18 protein-coding genes and 1 tRNA gene are annotated in these 17,992 nt (G+C 48.9%); 6 read left to right on the plus strand and 13 right to left on the minus strand.

The features are described 5' to 3' along the window. The 12 genes from flgK to BFC18_RS18765 all read right to left on the minus strand — a co-directional run bounded on the left by flgK (position 1) and on the right by BFC18_RS18765 (position 11,433). A complete protein-coding gene (gene flgK / locus BFC18_RS18710; RefSeq protein ID WP_070127072.1) occupies positions 1 to 2,124 on the minus strand; it encodes a flagellar hook-associated protein FlgK in 2,124 nt (707 codons plus the stop codon). Between the two features lie 18 nt (positions 2,125 to 2,142). After that, positions 2,143 to 3,096 carry a flagellar assembly peptidoglycan hydrolase FlgJ gene (gene flgJ, locus BFC18_RS18715; RefSeq protein WP_070127073.1) on the minus strand — a complete coding sequence of 318 codons (954 nt, stop codon included), beginning with the start codon at positions 3,094 to 3,096 and terminating at the stop codon, positions 2,143 to 2,145. After that, positions 3,096 to 4,208 carry a flagellar basal body P-ring protein FlgI gene (locus tag BFC18_RS18720; RefSeq protein WP_070127074.1) on the minus strand — a complete coding sequence of 371 codons (1,113 nt, stop codon included), beginning with the start codon at positions 4,206 to 4,208 and terminating at the stop codon, positions 3,096 to 3,098. The genes flgJ and BFC18_RS18720 overlap by 1 nt, the downstream gene beginning before the upstream one ends. An 11-nt stretch (positions 4,209 to 4,219) precedes the next feature. Then, entirely contained in the window at positions 4,220 to 4,900 is a 681-nt protein-coding gene (flgH, locus tag BFC18_RS18725) for a flagellar basal body L-ring protein FlgH (RefSeq protein ID WP_070127075.1), read from the minus strand. Between the two features lie 11 nt (positions 4,901 to 4,911). After that, complete coding sequence (gene flgG, locus BFC18_RS18730; protein WP_070127076.1) at positions 4,912 to 5,700, minus strand: flagellar basal-body rod protein FlgG; 789 nt, start codon at positions 5,698 to 5,700, stop codon at positions 4,912 to 4,914. 47 nt (positions 5,701 to 5,747) lie between these two features. Then, entirely contained in the window at positions 5,748 to 6,491 is a 744-nt protein-coding gene (locus BFC18_RS18735) for a flagellar basal body rod protein FlgF (protein WP_070127077.1), read from the minus strand. A gap of 130 nt (positions 6,492 to 6,621) precedes the next feature. After that, positions 6,622 to 8,007 (minus strand): flagellar hook protein FlgE, encoded by a 1,386-nt coding sequence (gene flgE, locus BFC18_RS18740; RefSeq protein ID WP_070127078.1) that lies wholly within the window; start codon positions 8,005 to 8,007, stop codon positions 6,622 to 6,624. Between the two features lie 14 nt (positions 8,008 to 8,021). Continuing rightward, complete coding sequence (locus BFC18_RS18745) at positions 8,022 to 8,711, minus strand: flagellar hook assembly protein FlgD (protein ID WP_070127079.1); 690 nt, start codon at positions 8,709 to 8,711, stop codon at positions 8,022 to 8,024. 24 nt (positions 8,712 to 8,735) lie between these two features. Beyond that, on the minus strand, positions 8,736 to 9,158 hold the full coding sequence (flgC, locus tag BFC18_RS18750) for a flagellar basal body rod protein FlgC (protein ID WP_070127081.1): 423 nt from the start codon (positions 9,156 to 9,158) through the stop codon (positions 8,736 to 8,738). Continuing rightward, positions 9,158 to 9,565: a flagellar basal body rod protein FlgB gene (flgB, locus tag BFC18_RS18755; protein WP_070127082.1), complete on the minus strand. Its 408-nt coding sequence runs from the start codon at positions 9,563 to 9,565 to the stop codon at positions 9,158 to 9,160. The genes flgC and flgB overlap by 1 nt, the downstream gene beginning before the upstream one ends. 95 nt (positions 9,566 to 9,660) lie before the next feature. Then, entirely contained in the window at positions 9,661 to 10,494 is an 834-nt protein-coding gene (locus BFC18_RS18760) for a CheR family methyltransferase (RefSeq protein WP_070127084.1), read from the minus strand. Positions 10,495 to 10,512: 18 nt separating this feature from the next. Continuing rightward, positions 10,513 to 11,433: a chemotaxis protein CheV gene (locus BFC18_RS18765; RefSeq protein WP_070127085.1), complete on the minus strand. Its 921-nt coding sequence runs from the start codon at positions 11,431 to 11,433 to the stop codon at positions 10,513 to 10,515. A gap of 145 nt (positions 11,434 to 11,578) precedes the next feature. On the opposite strand from BFC18_RS18765, the gene flgA reads away from it, so the two are divergent. The 3 genes from flgA (at position 11,579) to flgN (ending at position 13,215) form a co-directional block, all read left to right on the plus strand. Beyond that, positions 11,579 to 12,334, plus strand: a complete 756-nt coding sequence (gene flgA / locus BFC18_RS18770) for a flagellar basal body P-ring formation chaperone FlgA (protein ID WP_245680433.1) — start codon at positions 11,579 to 11,581, stop codon at positions 12,332 to 12,334. 103 nt (positions 12,335 to 12,437) lie between these two features. Beyond that, positions 12,438 to 12,773 carry a flagellar biosynthesis anti-sigma factor FlgM gene (flgM, locus tag BFC18_RS18775; protein WP_070127087.1) on the plus strand — a complete coding sequence of 112 codons (336 nt, stop codon included), beginning with the start codon at positions 12,438 to 12,440 and terminating at the stop codon, positions 12,771 to 12,773. Between the two features lie 10 nt (positions 12,774 to 12,783). Continuing rightward, the gene (flgN, locus tag BFC18_RS18780; RefSeq protein ID WP_070127089.1) at positions 12,784 to 13,215 is read left to right on the plus strand and encodes a flagellar protein FlgN; all 432 of its coding nucleotides are present in this window, start codon (positions 12,784 to 12,786) and stop codon (positions 13,213 to 13,215) included. Positions 13,216 to 13,321: 106 nt separating this feature from the next. Here the strand turns inward: flgN and BFC18_RS18785 are convergent, their stop codons facing one another. Beyond that, positions 13,322 to 13,798, minus strand: a complete 477-nt coding sequence (locus BFC18_RS18785) for an LPP20 family lipoprotein (RefSeq protein ID WP_070127091.1) — start codon at positions 13,796 to 13,798, stop codon at positions 13,322 to 13,324. Positions 13,799 to 14,024: 226 nt separating this feature from the next. Here BFC18_RS18785 and BFC18_RS18790 point away from each other — a divergent pair, with 226 nt between their 5' ends. The 3 genes from BFC18_RS18790 to BFC18_RS18800 all read left to right on the plus strand — a co-directional run bounded on the left by BFC18_RS18790 (position 14,025) and on the right by BFC18_RS18800 (position 17,854). Further along, the gene (locus BFC18_RS18790) at positions 14,025 to 15,191 is read left to right on the plus strand and encodes a flagellar assembly protein T N-terminal domain-containing protein (RefSeq protein WP_083273184.1); all 1,167 of its coding nucleotides are present in this window, start codon (positions 14,025 to 14,027) and stop codon (positions 15,189 to 15,191) included. Positions 15,192 to 15,309: 118 nt separating this feature from the next. Next, positions 15,310 to 15,384: transfer RNA gene (locus BFC18_RS18795), tRNA-Arg, on the plus strand. A gap of 151 nt (positions 15,385 to 15,535) precedes the next feature. Beyond that, positions 15,536 to 17,854 carry an acyl-CoA dehydrogenase gene (locus tag BFC18_RS18800; RefSeq protein ID WP_070127092.1) on the plus strand — a complete coding sequence of 773 codons (2,319 nt, stop codon included), beginning with the start codon at positions 15,536 to 15,538 and terminating at the stop codon, positions 17,852 to 17,854. Positions 17,855 to 17,992: the final 138 nt, after the last annotated feature.

Raw genomic sequence — 17,992 nt, forward strand, 5'->3', positions numbered from 1 at the left:
CTACCTCACTACCGACAAAATCGTATCGAATAAATCTTGTGCCGTTGTCAGGATCCTTGCCGCTGCAGCGTAAGATTGCTGATAACGCACCAGGTTTGCCGCTTCTTCATCGAGACTAACGCCAGAAACGGAATCAAACCAGGTTTCAGACTGTACTTTCATGGCTTCGGCAGCTTCCAAAGAAATTTCTGCCGTGGCAGTTTTTTCCCCCACCCGACCAATCAAAGACGAATAAGCATCATGGAATGTCCGGGTTTTGTTACTGCTGTCGGCACTTAATTGAACCAAGCCTTCCCGTTGCAATCCGGCCAATACTTCCGCGTTGGTGTTGTCTGCCACACCATCTGTATTATAGGTGAGGTTGAAGCTATCGCCAGGTACGGGTACGCCTGACAAACTCACATCATAACCCGGGTAATCATCAAGTGCACTGAACGCTGCCGGCCATGCTGGACCGCTACCCGTCGCTTCCGCCTGAGCCAAAAGGTTATCGTAATCTGTAACGCCTGACACATTGGTGATAACCGCGCCAGCGGCATCAAGAACCTGAAAATCCGATGCCGACGTGAATACAATTTGCGCGGGTGCACCAACCGTACCGCCTGGCGCGTTGGCAGCATTATGAATACCGCCCGCACCATTAAATGCGGACGCCTCACTACCAAGCGCGGCGTCCACCACGGTATTAGACACGGTGACTTGTTTAACCTGTGCATCACCTAAGTTGGCTAAACTGGCTTCAGCACGTATTGGGGCTGCAAACGCCAGATCTTCAGGACGTTCGGTGACAAGCGCGATATCAGAAGCCACATACTTGGTGGGCTGGATCAGAAATTCATTCCCCACACTGTGTCCGGACGCAGACTGAAACTCAATTTGAATGCCACCAGGCAAGTCGTTATAGCCGGCATTAATGGCTATAGACGGGAAGATGGCATCACTGCCGTCAGCCAGCTTTTTCGGCGTACCGTCGCTGTTGATCATGGTGAGGGTGACAGAAGTGGGATAACCACTACCATTTACCGCATCAACGGTAATTTTATAATCGGCATCGGTAATGTCGCTGCCCTGCCCCGGAATGATTCGGCCACTAACGGGCAAATTATCAGGCGTACCGGTGTAGTTCAGTCCGGTAAACTCGGGAATAGCAAAAATATCACCACCGAGCTGAAGATCTAAATCCATTCCCAATTTATTTTGAGAGTTAACAGCATCAGCCATCGCCAGGGCTATTTGCCCTACATCCCGCTGGGCTGGACCCAAAATTTCATCGCGAAAACGAAAAAGCCCGCCCAACGAACCACCTACAGAAGCTTCGTTGATGTTTATCGCCGTTTCGGATTTGGTTTGAGAATTGAAATGGGTAGCCAACTGCAATTCTTTGAAATTAAGATCGGCGTCGTTCCCCAGCTCAAATACGTTGAAGTCACCATTCTCAAGAACCAGTGATTCGCCAGAGGATAGGTTAATTACCGAAGCGCCAAATTGATTTTCTCGCACCTCGATGGACATGAGTTCCGCGAGTTCGTTTATGGCCTTGTCACGTTCGTTTAGCAGTGCGCTTGGCTCAGAGTTACTGCCACCTTTCGCAGTGACAATGGCAACATTCAATTCACCGATATTTGTGATCAGGCTATTGGCGCGCTCAACCTGACTGGTAAATTCCAGATTCAGCTCTTCTTCTTTCGCTTCCATAAAGTCTGAAATGGAATTAAGCCGCGCCACCATGCTTGTTGCTTTACCTAGCACGGCCTCTCTGGACGCCAGATTTGTTGGGTCGTCAGAAGCGGTTTGTATGGCGGCAAAAAACTCGCTGAGCCCATTGGCAATAGAATTGGCTTCGCCGGCGAGCAAATTATCCAAAGACGCGGTTTTTTCAACGAAGGTTTCCAGCTCTCCCACCGAGGTAGTGTCACGACGCAGCTGATTTTGCGCAAAGATGCTGATAACCCGCTCGGTCGTTCCCCGACCAACGCCGCCCAGTGTCGTGCTTTCAAATACCGTTCTTTCTCGCACATAGCCTTCGGTATTCACGTTGGCAATATTGTTCGAGGTAGAGTTCAGTAGCTGACTACTGGCATTTACGCCGCTGGTAGCAATGTTGAAAAGATCAGCGCGAATCATTTATCTGCACTCCGGTAATTAAGGCTGGAAGCCCTGGACAATATCACTGCGATACACCGCCATGACTTTTTCGGTATATTGGGGGTCGGTGGCATACCCGGCCTGCTGTAATTCAGAGAAATACTGCGACGTGTCAGCGCCCTTTTCTACGGCTTGCTGATAGCGGGGCTGAGAACGAATGAAGTTCACGTAGTCGGCCAGGCCGGCTTCCAGACTGTCGTACTGCCTGAATGCGGCCTTGCGACGCTCGGGCACACCATTGCTAAATTCAAGGGTATCTACCACCGCTTGCTCACCTTGCCATTGACGATTCGCTTTAATGCCGAAAAGGTTGTGGGTGCTATTTCCTTCCTGATCGTGAATAACAAACTGCCCCCAACCAGTTTCCACCGCGGCTTGCGCGATAATGGCCTTAGCATCTGTGCCAAGCATCTCAGCCGCCTTTTCTGCATGGGGATACAAGGCTTCAACAAAACTTTCCTGGTTTTCAAACATGGCCGCCTTGTAGGCAGACTTTGTACCCTTCGACGCAGATTCCAATACCGCATCCTGTGCCTTGGTAACAGACTCGGCGCGAGCCTGGTTTAAAGTTTCAATGTTGCCATCAGCCCTAATGGTGCTGGCTGGGCGATAATTCGGATCGAGTTGACCGAGCTGCTTAACGATGAGATCCGCCAGACCAAGGCCGCCGTTGCTGGACAAATCAACGGCAAGCTGCTGATCATGCATATCACGGTAAAACTTCACTTGTTCCGAATTAAATGGGCTGTCTTCATCGGCAAGCGCATCTTGCGCTTTACGCATGGACTTCAGCATCATCTGCACAAATATCGCTTCAAACTGCTGAGCAGCTTCTTGCAACACTTCACCGTTGCCACTTGCCATGGCTTCACGCAGGTTGTTCAACCCGCCAATGTCGTTCGCATTGCGGGCCATTTCCAATTGGCTACGTGAAGTGTTTTGCATGTCCATCAGATAATGACCAGTTCGCCACGCAGGGCACCGGCCTGCCTGAGTGCCTCAAGAATAGCCATCAAATCACCGGGGGCTGCGCCTACTTCATTTACCGCGCGGACTAATTGATCCAGGGTAACGCCAGGCTGGAACTTGAACATTCTGCTGTCGGCCAGATCGACATCCACAATAGACTGTGTGGTGACGACCGTATTGCCATCGGCCAGCGCATTAGGCTGAGACACTTGTTGATTTTCAGCAATAGTGACCGTTAAACCACCATGGGTAATAGCAGCGGGCAGTAAGCGAACGTCCTGACCAATAACAATGGTGCCAGTACGACTATTAATCACCACGCGTGCCGGTGCATCTGCGGGCTCGAAATCAAAATTCTCAAGTACCGCCAGAAAACCCACTCGTTGACCTACGTCACGGGGCGCCGACACACGCACTGATGCTGCATCGATAGGTGTGGCGATGGCATAGCCCTGTTCAGGCTGCGCGCCAAGGCGTTCGTTGATGGTATCAGCTAATCGCTTAGCCGTTGAAAAGTCGGGATAATGCAAATTGAGTGTTAGCGTGTCGCCGTTTGCGAAGCCGGACGGCACGGTTTGCTCAACCATCGCGCCATTAGGAATTCTGCCAACAGTAGGCGTGTTCACCACAATCCGTGAACCGTCACCGCCCTGGGCACCAAAACCGCTTACCACTAAGCTTCCCTGAGCCACCGCATACACTTTACCATCAACCCCTTTAAGGAACGTCTGTAGTAAGGTGCCGCCCTGCAGGCTACTTGCTTCACCCACTGATGAAACGGTAACGTCAATCTTTTGTCCTGGTTTAATGAAAGCGGGTAGGTCGGCATGTACCGCCACGGCTGCCACATTCTTAATTTTAGGCTTGGTGTTCGGGTCGAGACTAATCCCAAAGTTGCTCAGCATGGTGCGGAAACTTTGTTCTGTGAACGGGCTTTGCTCACCAGTTCCCGGTAGACCCACAACCAATCCGTAGCCGATTAACTGGTTGCTACGCACCCCTTGAATGCTAGCCACGTCTTTAATACGTTGAGCACTGGCGATAACCGGCATGGCAGCCAGCAAAAAGGCTGTGAGGTAAGTCAAAAAACGCATACCGGATACTCCTAGAAAGGCCAGATTTCAGATGAGAAGAAACGGGTAAGCCAACCCTTCTCTTGTGCCCGGGCAAAACTGCCCGTGCCACTGTACTGAATGCGGGCGTTAGCGATACGGGTGGAAACAATTTCATTTTCCGGGCTAATGTCTGAAGGACGAATGATGCCGGTGAGGCGGATGTATTCATCCCCTTGATTCAGGGTTAACCACTTTTCACCGCGGATCACCAGATTTTGATTCGGCATAATGTCGACAACGGTAACAGAAATGGCACCTTGCAAACTGTTACTCTGATTCGCCTGGGCATTACCAGTGAAATCATTCGAGGCATTCAAACCAAGCTGAATAGATTCATTCCCGATATTGATGGGATTCCCCCCGAGACCGGTGATGGGCTGTACGTTCACACCCGTATTTTTCGCGGTGGTGGTGTCCGCGGTCTTTGATGCCGCCGTATTCTCACTTAGTGTTACCGTAATGATGTCGCCAACACGACGGGCGGTAACGTCAGAATACAGACTGTTCGCCATGTAAGGTCTGAACAGCGCGCCATCCTCAGTAATGTGCTCCTGAGGGATATCCGGGATCACCGGCGCAAAGGCCGGATCATTCGCCTGTACCGGTGGCTGCGGCGTACTGTTGCAACCAGCCAGTATCATACTAAGTGCGATAAAACCAAGGATCCGCATAATGTCACCTGTTAAAGCTGCTGAATCACCTGACCAAGCATCTGGTCAACGGAGGAAATGACTTTTGAGTTCATCTCGTACAAACGCTGACTTTCAATCAGGTTCACTAGTTCTTCCGTGACGTTAACGTTGGAGGTTTCCAGCGTGCCTTGTGAGATTGTGCCTAGCCCCTGCAATCCGGGAACACCTTGAATAGGAGCGCCACTCGAAGCGGTTTCCACAAACAAGTTTTGCCCGGTGGGTTGCAGGCCTGTAGGGTTAACAAAGTCTGAAATATTTAGCTGACCTAAGACCTGTGCATCGGCCTGGCCACGAATAGTGGCAGATACCTCACCGTCCTGAGAAATGGTGATTTGCTGCGCATCTTCAGGCACTGCTATTTCAGGCTGCAATAAAAAGCCAGCGCCAGAGGTGACAATCTGGCCCTGATCGTTAAGCGTAAATTGACCGTTACGGGTATAAGCAATGGTGCCGTCAGGTTGCAGGATTTCAAAATATCCACGCCCCTGAATGGACATGTCGAGAGCATTTTCAGTGGTGAGCATGTTCCCTTGGGTGTGCGCCTTCTGCGTGGCAACCACCTTGGAACCCGATCCCAACATGAGACCTGAAGGCATTTCCGTATCTGCAGACGAACGCCCGCCAGGTTGGTTTATATTCTGATAAAGTAAATCTTCAAAAATCGCACGATCTTTTTTGAAGCCTACTGTCGAGGCGTTTGCCAGGTTATTGGATACCGTAGCAACGTCGGTTTGTGCGGCGTCTAGCCCAGTTTTACTTATCCATAACGCAGGATGCATATCGACCTCCTGACCACTCGCATGTGCATGTGATCGTTAGTTAAAAATTAAATAATACGAAGCAACTGATTGCCACGAGTTGAGAGTTCATCGGCTTGCTTCATCATCTTTACCTGCATCTCATAGTGACGCTGTAAGCTGATCATATTGACCATCTCATCTACTGCATTCACATTTGAGCCTTCAAGCATGCCAGTGCGCACCATTACATTCGGGTCCGCGTCTGCGGGAACGCCATCTTTGGTTCGGAACAATCCGTCATACCCTTTTTCCATATTGTCTAAATCCGGGTTTACCAGTTTCAGACGACCCACTTCTTCAGATACGTTTTCTGGCGCGCCAACGGGGCGGGTAGAAATGGTTCCATCCATGGCAATATTCAGGTTATCTAACGGCACCGGCAAAAAGATGGGGCCGTTATCGCCCACCACGATATTCCCATGCATATCTGTCAACATGCCGTCGGGGCCCAGCTGAAAACTACCGTCACGGCTATACGCTTCCTGACCATCAGCCGCCTGAACAGAGAACCAGCCGTCGCCTTGGATGGCTGCGTCAAGGTCACGGTTGGTCTGCACCATGGCGCCGGACTCATAGTTATGAGAAGGGCTTTCGGTCATGGAAAATACCCGAGTCGGCAAACCTTCGCCGTAGGCCGGCATTGCTCTTGCCTGTTCAAGCTGAGTCCGGAAACCCGTGGTCTGCGCATTCGCCAGATTATTGGCACGTACACCCGTAGCCAACAGGTCTTGTTTGGCGCCGCTTGCAGCGATATAGAGTAATTTATCCATGACTGACTTTTGACGTTCTGATTAACAATACCAAGGTGATTGCAATTCAGATGCCAAAAGTAAATTGGCGTAAAGAGGTGATGATAGATAGAAAAAAGGCCGGCGATGCCGGCCTTCTAAGAGGTGTAAATTATCGGATATTCAGAATGGTCTGGTTCAGCTGATTGTTCACTTCCAATGCACGGGAGTTAGCCTGGAAGTTACGCTGAGCGATGATCAGGTCAATCAACTCTGTTGTCAGGTTAACGTTCGCCTGCTCCAGTGCTGAGGAATTGATTTCACCGTAGGTGCCTGTGGTTGCTTCCCCGGCGAGAGCTTCACCCGACGCAATCGACTCTTTCCATTGCGTACTACTTTGCTGCGTTAAGCCCTGCTCGTTAGAAAAGCGAACCAATGCCACGCGAACAATGGGCTCTGACGTACCGTTTGAGAAGGTCGCTCTTACCAGGCCGTCAGGGCCGATATCAATACCCGTCAAACGTCCGACTGGCAAACCATCCTGCTCTAACGATGTTACTTCAAAGGCAGACGCAAACTGCGTCGGCTCAAGGGTAGTTGCGCCAGCAGGATCGAGGTTGAAGTCGATACTGATTTGCTGCGTAGGATCAGAACCGTTAGAGAGAATGGTTCCCCCTAATGCTTCTGTCTGAATTTTAAAATCGGAACTCGATACACCATCCGCGGCTTGAATTGAAACAAAGTCACCGCCTTGGCTGAATGACATTTTTGCCGCAGTTACAGGAAAACCAGAAGCCGTACCCACGGTGTTAGTCGCGGTGGCAACGTCAGAATCGGTACCGTCGGAATTGACCATATCAACCAGGTTGTCATCGATAGCTGTGGCTACATACCAGTCATTCGTTGTCGCTGAAGCCGGATCTTTAATGAAATAGTAGGTCATTACATGACTGTCACCCAGTGAATCGTAAACAGTAACGGAAGTCGCTGCGTTGTAAGTCAGTGGATCATCTGGATTAAACTGGGTTGGGTCGAGTGCAGGATCACCCGCAGGCAGGTTCATGCGAATATCCACTTCACTGGTTTGCTGAGGCGAACCTGATGAATCTGGAATGCGTACCGGAACCGTTGTACTTAAAGCGACTGAAGAACTGGTGCCATCGGTATTTACCGGGAAGCCAAGTAAGTTGTCGCCGTTACTGTTAACCACGAAGTTATCTTCGTCCAGCTTAAACTGACCAGCACGGGTAAATGAGAAATCCCGGGAAGTGATCTCTGGTACTGTGGCGAAAAAACCATTACCGGTAATCGCTAAGTCCAATGCGGTATTGGTAAACTGCAAACTACCCTGAGAAAACTGCTGCGCCACTTCTTGCGTGAGAACACCATCACCCACTTTGGTTTTTGCTCCCGCCAGGAGTGACGATGCATAGACATCACCAAACTCTGCACGCGACTCTTTAAAACCAACGGTGTTGACGTTCGCAATGTTGTTGGCGGTGACGTCGAGATCTTTCTGCGCGGCAGAAACGCCACTAAGTGCAATATTAAAAGACATAACTCTTTCTCCTACTAACTGCCTATTTGGATGACGTCGCCAAGACTTATGCTCACATCACCCGCCAAATTCAAAATAATGCCCTGACTGCTGCCAGTCATACTTACGCTGCCTACCTGGCGGTTTACTGCGATAGGCACCGAGGTACCCTCGCCATCCACGCTGCCGTTGGCACTGATCACATACTCACCTGCCGGCATGGCATTGCCGCTATTGTCAGTACCATCCCAGGCAAACTGAATGTTGCCTGCAGCCTGCGTACCCACATTCATGGTTTTTACAATTTCACCGTACTGATTCTCAATGTTGATCTTGAGATCCTGTACCGTCTGCTCATTTACCAGCACACCGCTGAAACCAGCACCTTCTTCTGACATGTAACCTACGTTACCTTCAACCAGTACTTGTTGGCCGATAAGACTGGACGCCTGCAGAGCCTGATTCGAGGTCATAGATGCGGCGAAAGACTCAAACTTCTCATTCAGTGATGAAATACCGTCAGCCATAGTAAATGACGTCATTTGCGCCACCATCTGGTCGTTATCAACGGGCTTGGTTGGATCCTGGTTGGCAAGCTGTTCTGTCAGTAGCGAGAAGAAGTCTTCCTGAGAAAGTCGCTGTTCGCTACCATCAGAAACAGCGACGCCTTCTTCTTGCCAGTAGAGATCGGTATTCAGCCCCGGGGTATTAGTAATCGTACTCACGATAAAATCCTCTGCTTAACCGACTTACTGGCCACTGCCTAATTGCAGTACCTGACGAAATAATCTTTTCGTTGTGTCTGCCACCTGAACATTGGTTTCATAGCCTTTTGAGGCTGACATCATATTTGCCATTTCCTCAACAATGTTGACGTTAGGCTTGTAGATGTAACCGTTTTCGTCTGCCATAGGGTTGTGCGGTGCGTATTCAATTTGTAGAGGCGCATCACTCTCGACGATGCCTTTCACCTGAACACCAACCCCTTTGGTCTGATCTTCTGATGCACGAGCCAGCTCAGCGGCAAAAACCGGGTGTCGGGCTTTGTACGTTTCTTCGTAACTGCTACTCACACTGTTCGCGTTAGCAATATTACTGGCGGTGGTATTCAGGCGGACACTTTCTGCCTCCATGCCCGTACCCGAGATCGACATTACATTAAACAGGCTCATTAACTTTGCCCTCCACTCAAGGCTTTCTTCATACCCTTCAGCTTTCCTTCCAGAAATTTCAGGCTGGCCTGATATCTCATTCCATTATCAAGAAAGGCATTTCGTTCAGACTGTACCTCAACGGTGTTGCCGTCACCGGTATCTGGCTGATTTGGAATTCGGTAGTCGATATCGAAACTGCTTGTGCTCAGCGAGCCACCAATATGGTTATCGTGGGTGCGAGTAAGATTACCTTGCTGCTGAACATGGCGTGCGCTTTCCATTGCCTGTTTAAAATCAATATCACGGGCTTTGTAGCCAGGCGTGTTGGCATTTGCCAGATTTCCGGCAATGACTTCCATTTTTTCTTCACGGATGTTGATTGCTTTTTGATGAAAGCCAACGAGATTATCGAGGTTGATGGCCATTCAAAGACTCCGGTTGCACGTATTTCGACATTCCCGAAATCAATTGCAAATGAAGTGCCAAGTATTTTTTGACGCTGAATGAGTATGGGGGCAGATTATTTCTTGCGTTGGTAATAAAGGCCTGGACGGCACTTAACCATAGTAAACAATGAGGCTGCTTCACCAATGGATTCTGAAGCGCCGAGGAAAAGAACGCCTTCTGGCTGCAACTGGGCGGCAATTTGTTGCAGTATGCGTTGCTTGACGTCCGCCGGGAAGTAAATCAGCACATTGCGGCAAAATACGATATCGAATCGACCCAGGCCGGTATAGCTGTGCAGTAAGTTGAGGCTTTTAAATGTCACCATATCCCTGACTTCACGATTCACCTGCATCATGCCTTCGTCATTAGGGGAGAAATAGCGCTGACGACGCTCAGAGGATAAACCGCGGCCTAAAGATAATTCGTCGTAAACGCCTTTATTGCATTTATCGAGCATAGAAGACGAAAGATCTGTTGCGGTGATGTCGACGCCCCCACGCAATGTGCCAGGCTTCTGTCGCTGATACTCAAGAACAGACATGGCGATAGAGTACGGCTCTTGTCCAGACGAACAAGCCGCACTCCAAACACGAAGACGACGATTTTCTGTAGCAAGTTTGGGAAGGATCGTATTGATAAGTAGCTCGTAGGGATAGCCATCACGGAACCATAGCGTTTCGTTGGTGGTCATGGCATCCAGCACAGCTTGCAACAAACTGCGGTTTGCACCGCGAATAACAGCTGCAATTAACTCGTCAATACTATCAAAATTGAATTCGTACATTAACGAAGACAGCCGACTTCTTACCAGATATTGCTTGTTATCGCCCAGTGAAATGCCACACTGCTGCTGCAAAAACGCACCAAACTGACGATAACTATCGGCTGAAACTTCTTTATTTTTCAAACTTCCCTGCCCTCTCACTTAGCTCTTTAACCACTTACCCACGGCTGTGGCCAATTCGTCAGGATGGAATTTCGCAATGAAATCGTCGGCGCCAACTTTTTGCACCATGGCCTGGTTAAATACGCCACTGAGTGATGTGTGCAAAACCACCTTGAGCTTTTGCAACTCAGGGGTGTTTTTGATTTCAGCCGTTAAGGTATAGCCATCCATTTCTGGCATTTCGATATCTGAAACCAACACGCCAACTTTGTCAGTAACATCTCCGGTTTCAGCGGCAATTTCTTTCAAACGATTGAGCGCTTCAAGGCCGTTCTTAGCCAACTCCATCTTCAAGCCCAGTGCAGTGAGTGACTTCTTAACTTGGCTTCGAGCAACAGAAGAGTCATCAGCAATAAAGATAATTTTATCTTCACTGCCGGCAGTGTCCAGATTTTCAACAATGGAGTCGCTAACATCGGCTTTGAGGGGAGAAATCTCATGCAGAATTTTTTCTACATCCAGTATTTCCACTAACTCTTTATCCACCTCAGTCACCGCGGTGAGGTAACTGGCACGGCCGGTTCCTTGCGGGGGCGGCATGATTGCGTCCCAGTTTGTATTTATAATGCGTTCCACCGCACCCACCAGAAAGCCTTGAACGGAGCGGTTGTATTCAGCAATCACGATAAAAGCAGTATCGAGGTTTTCAATACGACGCCCCCCGGTAGCCATACTGAGATCAATCACAGAAATAGTCTGGCCGCGAATATGTGCGACACCACGAACCAAGGCATTAAGCTTTGGAATTGCGGTAAGAGGTGGACATTGCAATACCTCTCGCACTTTGAAAACGTTGATGCCAAAGCGCTGACGGCCATTGAGTCTGAACAGCAGAAGTTCAAGCCTGTTCTGCCCCACTAACTGCGTGCGCTGGTTAACGGAATCAAGAATGCCTGACATACATCACCTCTAATTTAAAATTGGGCACGAACATTGCGTTTCACCTTATCACTCTTTGTTTGAAAGCAGAATCGCCAAAAAAGTGACGATAGTGACTTTTCGTACCATCCGATCCTGCTCTTAATCATAGTCAAAATAAAGTGAAGTGAACACGAAAAAAGTCATCATGCATAAATTGTTATCGAAAAAAACAGTCATTACTTTAAGCAAGTTTCGTCTTCTTGCTTTCGTTTTGCTGCTTAACATAGTCGCAAACCCTGTATTTGCACAGTCGGGCAGCCAGTTGCGAGAAAAAATTGAACAGGGTGCAGAGCGTTATTTATTAAATGCTATCGGCAACGATTCAGAACAAGAAAATATATCGATAAATATGGTGGCCATTGATGATCGCATTCAAATTCCGGTATGCCATACGCCATTTAATTATCATGCAGAGCCTGCTTCTCTGCGCCAAAGTTACATTTCTGTACGTGTGAGCTGTGGCAATAATGATTGGTATTTATTTACTAATGCCCGGGTCTCACGAACACGAACCGTCGTGGTAACCGCAGGGCTCATCAGTCCCGGAAGCTTGCTTACTTCAGAAAATCTCCGGTTAGCCGAAGTCGATGTTAACCTATTACGTCATACCAGTTATTCGTCGACAGATGAGCTACTCGGCGCCAGAATGAAAAGACGAGTTCGCAATGGACAACCTATTCAGGCAAATATGCTATGCTTTGTCTGTAAAGGTGATCGAATAACCATCAGTGCCCAAGGTGGCGGCATGCAAGTAAAAACCGCCGGTATCGCTAGACAGGACGGAGTCATCGGCGATAATATTCAGGTTATCAATGCGTCTTCAAACAAAGCAATTATTGCCGAAGTGGCCAGCACGCAAACCGTCGTTGTAACCCTGTAATTTAGCCTTAGAAAATATTTTAAGAAATACGCTAAAAGGGTTAAAGAAGCGACAGGTTCAGCCGATAACGTGTATGAGGTGTTATTGGTAGTGGAAAAAATTTATGGCAATTAATAATGTAAACAATGGGGCCCCTAAGGCGCCCATCGACAATGCGAAGCTGAACAATCAGCAAGCACAGACCCAGTCTGCAGTGCAGCAAGAAGCTGCCGCGAAAACGGCGCAAACTGTTGCACCACGTCAGGATTCTGTTTCTTTGACTCAGTCAGCTCAGCAGTTGAGTCAGGTGCAGAAAAAAGGCACTGAGGCGCCAGTTAATCAGGAAAAGGTCGACAAGTTGAAGAAAGCCATTCAAAGTGGTGAGTATAAAATCGATGCTGATTCGCTTGCGCACAAAATCGCGCGATTAGAAGCGCAGGTCTTTGGCATCAAATCTTAGTAGGTAAATTATGTCGCAAAACTTGCTTTCAGGCTTACAACAACAGATTGCTAATTTAGAGCATCTGGCGTTGTTACTTGAGCAGGAGTTGCACCTTATCAGCAGCCGTGACGCTGAAGCTTTGATGAACTTGCTCAGGGAGAAAGAGCAGACCCTCGACACCATACAGCAGAGCGATATGAGCATTAGTAAGCAATATCAGTCGCTGGTTAATGAATCTTCGGTGCCAGACGACGTTTCAGAACTCATTGCAACAGCTAAAAAGCTGCTGGAAGAATGTAAGTACCGCACTTCAGTGAATCAGAAAGCCGTTGAGCAGGGTCAATTAAGACTCACGCATCTGCGCAATTTGATGTTGGAAGTACGCGCGAAAGAATCACTGACCTATGATAAAAGCGGAAAACCGAAAGGTTCAGGTTTGGGTCGTGGCGTAAGTGCCTAAGCACTTACAAGAAACAAGACAATTATTTATAACAAAGCCCGTGTAAACGGGCTTTGTTATATCTAAAGGGTAATAACCCTCATCAGGCTTTATTTCCGAAATCAAACTAGTAGTAGGTTACGTCTTTTATCCGTTTAGGCTTCGCCGTGGTCAGATAGATGTCGTATACCTTGCGCATATCTAACTCCAGCTCAGTCGCGTAGGTGTCTTCCCCTACCGGATAACTCTTCACTACACGCGCGCCACGGATCACACCCTCGACAGACGCTTTTAATTGGGAATTCTGCATGATCATATTCGCTACAGACTGCTCACCATCTAGGCGTTGACCATAAACCTGCTCGGCTAGCTCGCGATAAGCATCAAGCTTTGACGCTTTCATGGCCATCAAAGAACGATCGTTGTCTGTCTGCCCCATTTGTTGGGCGATTGGCGCGTAGCCGATAGCCGATAATACCGGATAGCTTTCCGGTTCAACCACTTCCCACTCGACATGTTTATCAATAAGGCCAGAGCAACCGGTAAGCGACAATGCCAAGCCCGCGCCGAAAGCCGTTCCCCATTTTTTGATTAATGTCCGCATAATTCACCTAACGTTACACTGGGTTTCTATTTTTGAGTGTCGATACTTTACGTTTCGAATGTTGGATAGGCAGGCAATAACTGTGCCTTATTAGTGAGCGTCAGATTTCAGACAGTATTTCAGGAACGTTTTTTGCTGAGTTTTGCTAAGAGATCATAATAACGCAGACAATTGGTTTGCAGTTAACTGTTCGCACCCATCAGGTGTTTGTAAAGGTAATGCCAATATGAATCAATTACTGTTCCGCTTTGTTAACACTGTGGCACTGACGGGCACCCTGGCCGTGCTGTCGTGGCAAAGTTCTGCCGCCTGGTACGAAGCAAGAGGACAGGCATTGATTCAACAAGGCAACCGCATTGCAGCTAAAGAAAAAGCCACCGAAGAGGCCATTCGACAGGCATTGATGTTTGCCGGCGCATCGGTACAAAGCGTACAAATGCTGACTAACGGTTTATTGCAGGAAGATCGACTTCAAATCAATGCCAGCGGTGAGGTGAATAACTTAGAGCTGATTGATGAGAAATGGCATAGCGACTACGTTACGGTAACGATTCGAGCTGATATCTTTCCTAAGGCGGTAACCTGTAACGCAGCCGGCTTTAAAAAAACGTTAGTCACCACCTGGTTTCCCATTGAACATCGGCAGCAAGCTGGAGACGGGCAAATCCATGCGCTGTCTGAACAAGCTCCCCGCTCTCTTCAGCAGCAGTTTGTCGCCAACTCTGATAATACCTCACTGCAGCAAATCGTTCCTAATACGGTGCGCTGGCGTCGCTCCAGCGTACTCGCTCAGGCACCCTCGCTGGCACGACAAAGTCGGGCACAATATGTGTTGGCAGCCACGATTACAGATTTAAGTATTGTACGCCCCCAACATTCCTCCTTGGCATTTTGGCAGAACGATGATGCACTGCGTCAGTTTTCGCTGGATCTGGCATTGGTTGACGGCATGAATGGTGCCACGCTCATGCAGAAAAATTACAGCACCGAGGCTTTATGGGAGTTTGATCGCTTTGAGCAAATTGATGTCAGCAGCTCCCGGTTCTGGCAGAGTGAATACGGCCAAGCCATTAACCGTCTTTTCAGTAACATCGTTGAAGACGTCGAGCACGAACTGACGTGCCAACCCGCCACAGGCCGTGTTTTGGCGGTTAACAGTGACCAACTTCAGGTATCGATTGGACGTGCTCATGGAATCCAACCCGGTGATGAGCTGACGCTTTATAAAACCAATGAAGTCATAGACCCTCAGGGCATGCACTTCTTGCAGTACAACCTTTATCCTACAAAAGTGAAAGTCGTCAGCGCCTCTGTAGACAGTGCCACCGTGGTGCCGGTAGACAATGGCATCATTGGCAATATCCAGCCCAATGACTTTGTGACTAAACGGTAAAGCAGACTAACCTGTGCCGGTCTCAGTAAATCTGCGAGTCAGCCTTGCTGGCTGACAGCACCATGAAATTTTACTATACTGGCGCGAACGCTTGATATTGAAGACAAAAGCGGTTCTGGTCCCTGTAGTTAAATGGATATAACGAGACCCTCCTAAGGTTTAGTTGCAGGTTCGATTCCTGCCGGGGACGCCAATTACCCCTCTTTAGATCCCCTTACCCAAATCATAACTCCTGATATTAAATTTCGACTCATCGCAAAAATTCTCTGCCTCCAACATTGCCGAAATTAAAACGCTCGTTTAAATTGTAGGTTATTAACAATTTATTCAATTCAGGATAACTCATGTGGTTCTTTATCATCGCACTCATTGCTGTCGGCATCGTGTTTAGCGTTCGCAATATTCGTCGCTCTGTGGTCACCGGCCCTATTTTCGAACTGTTTAAACGCATTCTTCCGCCGCTGAGCCAAACTGAACGCGAAGCCATGGAAGCTGGCAGTACCTGGTGGGAGGCAGATTTGTTTCAGGGTCGTCCAGACTGGGAAAAACTCCAGGCCTTTCCTAAACCGGAATTGTCGGATGAGGAACAAGCGTTTATTGACGTTCATGTGCCTAAATTGATGAGTCTGATTGACGATTTCGACGCCATTCATGAACGAAAAGACTTCTCGCCTGAAGCCTGGGATTACATGCGCCGACATGGTTTTTTCTCGCTGATCATTCCGAAAGCTTATGGTGGTAAAGAGTTCTCAGCCTTCGCTAACTCAACCATTGTTTCGCAAATTTCCAGCCGCTCGCTGAGTGCAGGTGTTACCGTGATGGTGCCCAATTCGCTTGGCCCCGGTGAGTTGTTAAGCCACTACGGCACCGAAGAGCAGAAAAACTACTGGCTTCCCCGTTTAGCCAGTGGCGAAGATATCCCCTGCTTTGCCCTTACTGCCCCTGAAGCCGGTTCAGATGCCGGCGCTATCCCCGATACTGGTGTGATTTGCATGGGTGAGCACGAAGGCAAGGAAACCTTAGGAATTCGACTCAACTGGGACAAGCGCTATATTACTTTAGCTCCCGTGGCCACAGTTCTGGGCCTGGCGTTCAAACTTTCCGACCCAGATAAGCTATTGGGCGACAAAGCGAACATCGGCATTACCTGTGCGCTGATCCCTACGTCGCACCCGGGTGTTGAAACCGGCGATCGTCATTTGCCTTTGGAACAGGCATTTATGAACGGTACCACACGAGGCAAGGATGTGTTCATCCCGGTAGACTGGATCATTGGTGGGCCAGATTACGCAGGTAAAGGCTGGAAAATGCTGATTGAGTGCTTATCCGCCGGGCGAGGCATATCGTTGCCAGCACTTTCAACCGGTAACTGCCAACTCAGCGCTCGTACCACAGCGATTTATGCCATGGTGCGCCAGCAATTCAATAGCCCATTGTACAAGTTTGAAGGTGTGGCTGAGGGCCTGGCGACATTAGGTGCCAATGCCTATATGACCGAAGCCGTGCGGCAGATGACCGCCATGGCCATTGACCAGGGCAACAAACCCTCGGTGGTAACAGCAATTGCAAAATACCACATGACCGAAGCCGCCCGAAGCAGCATCAATATCGCCATGGACATTCATGGTGGTAAAGGCATTCAAATGGGGCCGAATAATTATCTCGCATCACTTTACATGACCATGCCGGTTTCCATTACCGTGGAAGGTGCCAATATTCTTACCCGAAACCTGATGATCTTCGGTCAGGGGGCTACGCGCTGTCACCCATATGTCTTCGATGAATTGATTGCTGCCGCCAATCCCGACCAGGAACAGGCACTGTCTGACTTCGAAACATTACTTGGTGAACATGTGAAATTTGCTGTGGGTAATGGTTTGTTTTCATTTTTCCATGGCCTCACTGGCGGGCGGTTGATTAGTGCGCCAGAAACAGCCAATAAAAAGCACTACCGTCAACTAGAACGGATGAGTAAGGCATTGGCCCTTTACAGCGACATTGCTATGTTGGTTTTAGGCGGTGAACTCAAACGTCGTGAGCTGTTGTCAGCCCGATTAGGTGATGTACTCAGTCAGCTCTATCTCACTTCAGCCGTGCTGTATCATCACCACAAGCGAGGCTACCGTAGAGATGAACAGGTTTATGTAGACTATCTCGTAGCCCGCGCACTCAAACAATGCGAAGACGCTATGTACGGATTTACCCGTCATATTTCGAATCCGGTTACCGGTTGGCTACTGCGACGCATTGTGTTTCCGTTTGGCCGTAGTTATGCACCACCAGCCGATAAGCTCACGCTGGCAATAAGCGACTCGCTGTGTGAGAACAGCGAACTCCGTACCCGCCTCACGCCGCAAGTTTATACCGACAATGCCAGCGATCCCATCGCCGTATTACAACAGGCGTACGATGCAATACTTGCCCTCGAACCGCTCGACCGAAAACTGAGGAAGGCCCGTAAAAATGGCTCAGTAAAAGACAAAGGCTCACTGTTTCAGTTGTGCGATAAGCTACTTGAAGACGGCATCATCACCGAAGATGAAGCCGGTAAAATCAGGAATGCCGATAAACTCCGTTTGCAGGTAGTAAACGTCGATAGTTTTGACCGACATCTGAACCCACATGATTCTGCCTCTAATGTGACATCGCTAAAGACAGGATAAGTCCACGTTAAACCAAAAAATCAAAGCCGTGAAGCGAGTCTGTTCACGGCTTTTTTAATGACATTCCGGTAAGAGATGCTCAGTAAACCGGCAGTCGATAATCCCACATATTGCAGTTGCCGCTAAAATGCGGGCACA

This window comes from Alteromonas confluentis, assembly GCF_001757105.1.
GTDB lineage: Bacteria > Pseudomonadota > Gammaproteobacteria > Enterobacterales > Alteromonadaceae > Alteromonas > Alteromonas confluentis.

Coding starts and splice junctions, on each gene's coding strand:
- flgK (WP_070127072.1), bottom strand. CDS start 2,124: ATGATTCGCGCTGATCTTTTCAACATTGCTACCAGCGGCGTAAATGCC.
- flgJ (WP_070127073.1), bottom strand. CDS start 3,096: ATGGACATGCAAAACACTTCACGTAGCCAATTGGAAATGGCCCGCAAT.
- BFC18_RS18720 (WP_070127074.1), bottom strand. CDS start 4,208: ATGCGTTTTTTGACTTACCTCACAGCCTTTTTGCTGGCTGCCATGCCG.
- flgH (WP_070127075.1), bottom strand. CDS start 4,900: ATGCGGATCCTTGGTTTTATCGCACTTAGTATGATACTGGCTGGTTGC.
- flgG (WP_070127076.1), bottom strand. CDS start 5,700: ATGCATCCTGCGTTATGGATAAGTAAAACTGGGCTAGACGCCGCACAA.
- BFC18_RS18735 (WP_070127077.1), bottom strand. CDS start 6,491: ATGGATAAATTACTCTATATCGCTGCAAGCGGCGCCAAACAAGACCTG.
- flgE (WP_070127078.1), bottom strand. CDS start 8,007: ATGTCTTTTAATATTGCACTTAGTGGCGTTTCTGCCGCGCAGAAAGAT.
- flgC (WP_070127081.1), bottom strand. CDS start 9,158: ATGAGCCTGTTTAATGTAATGTCGATCTCGGGTACGGGCATGGAGGCA.
- flgB (WP_070127082.1), bottom strand. CDS start 9,565: ATGGCCATCAACCTCGATAATCTCGTTGGCTTTCATCAAAAAGCAATC.
- BFC18_RS18765 (WP_070127085.1), bottom strand. CDS start 11,433: ATGTCAGGCATTCTTGATTCCGTTAACCAGCGCACGCAGTTAGTGGGG.
- flgM (WP_070127087.1), top strand. CDS start 12,438: ATGGCAATTAATAATGTAAACAATGGGGCCCCTAAGGCGCCCATCGAC.
- flgN (WP_070127089.1), top strand. CDS start 12,784: ATGTCGCAAAACTTGCTTTCAGGCTTACAACAACAGATTGCTAATTTA.
- BFC18_RS18785 (WP_070127091.1), bottom strand. CDS start 13,798: ATGCGGACATTAATCAAAAAATGGGGAACGGCTTTCGGCGCGGGCTTG.
- BFC18_RS18790 (WP_083273184.1), top strand. CDS start 14,025: ATGAATCAATTACTGTTCCGCTTTGTTAACACTGTGGCACTGACGGGC.
- BFC18_RS18800 (WP_070127092.1), top strand. CDS start 15,536: ATGTGGTTCTTTATCATCGCACTCATTGCTGTCGGCATCGTGTTTAGC.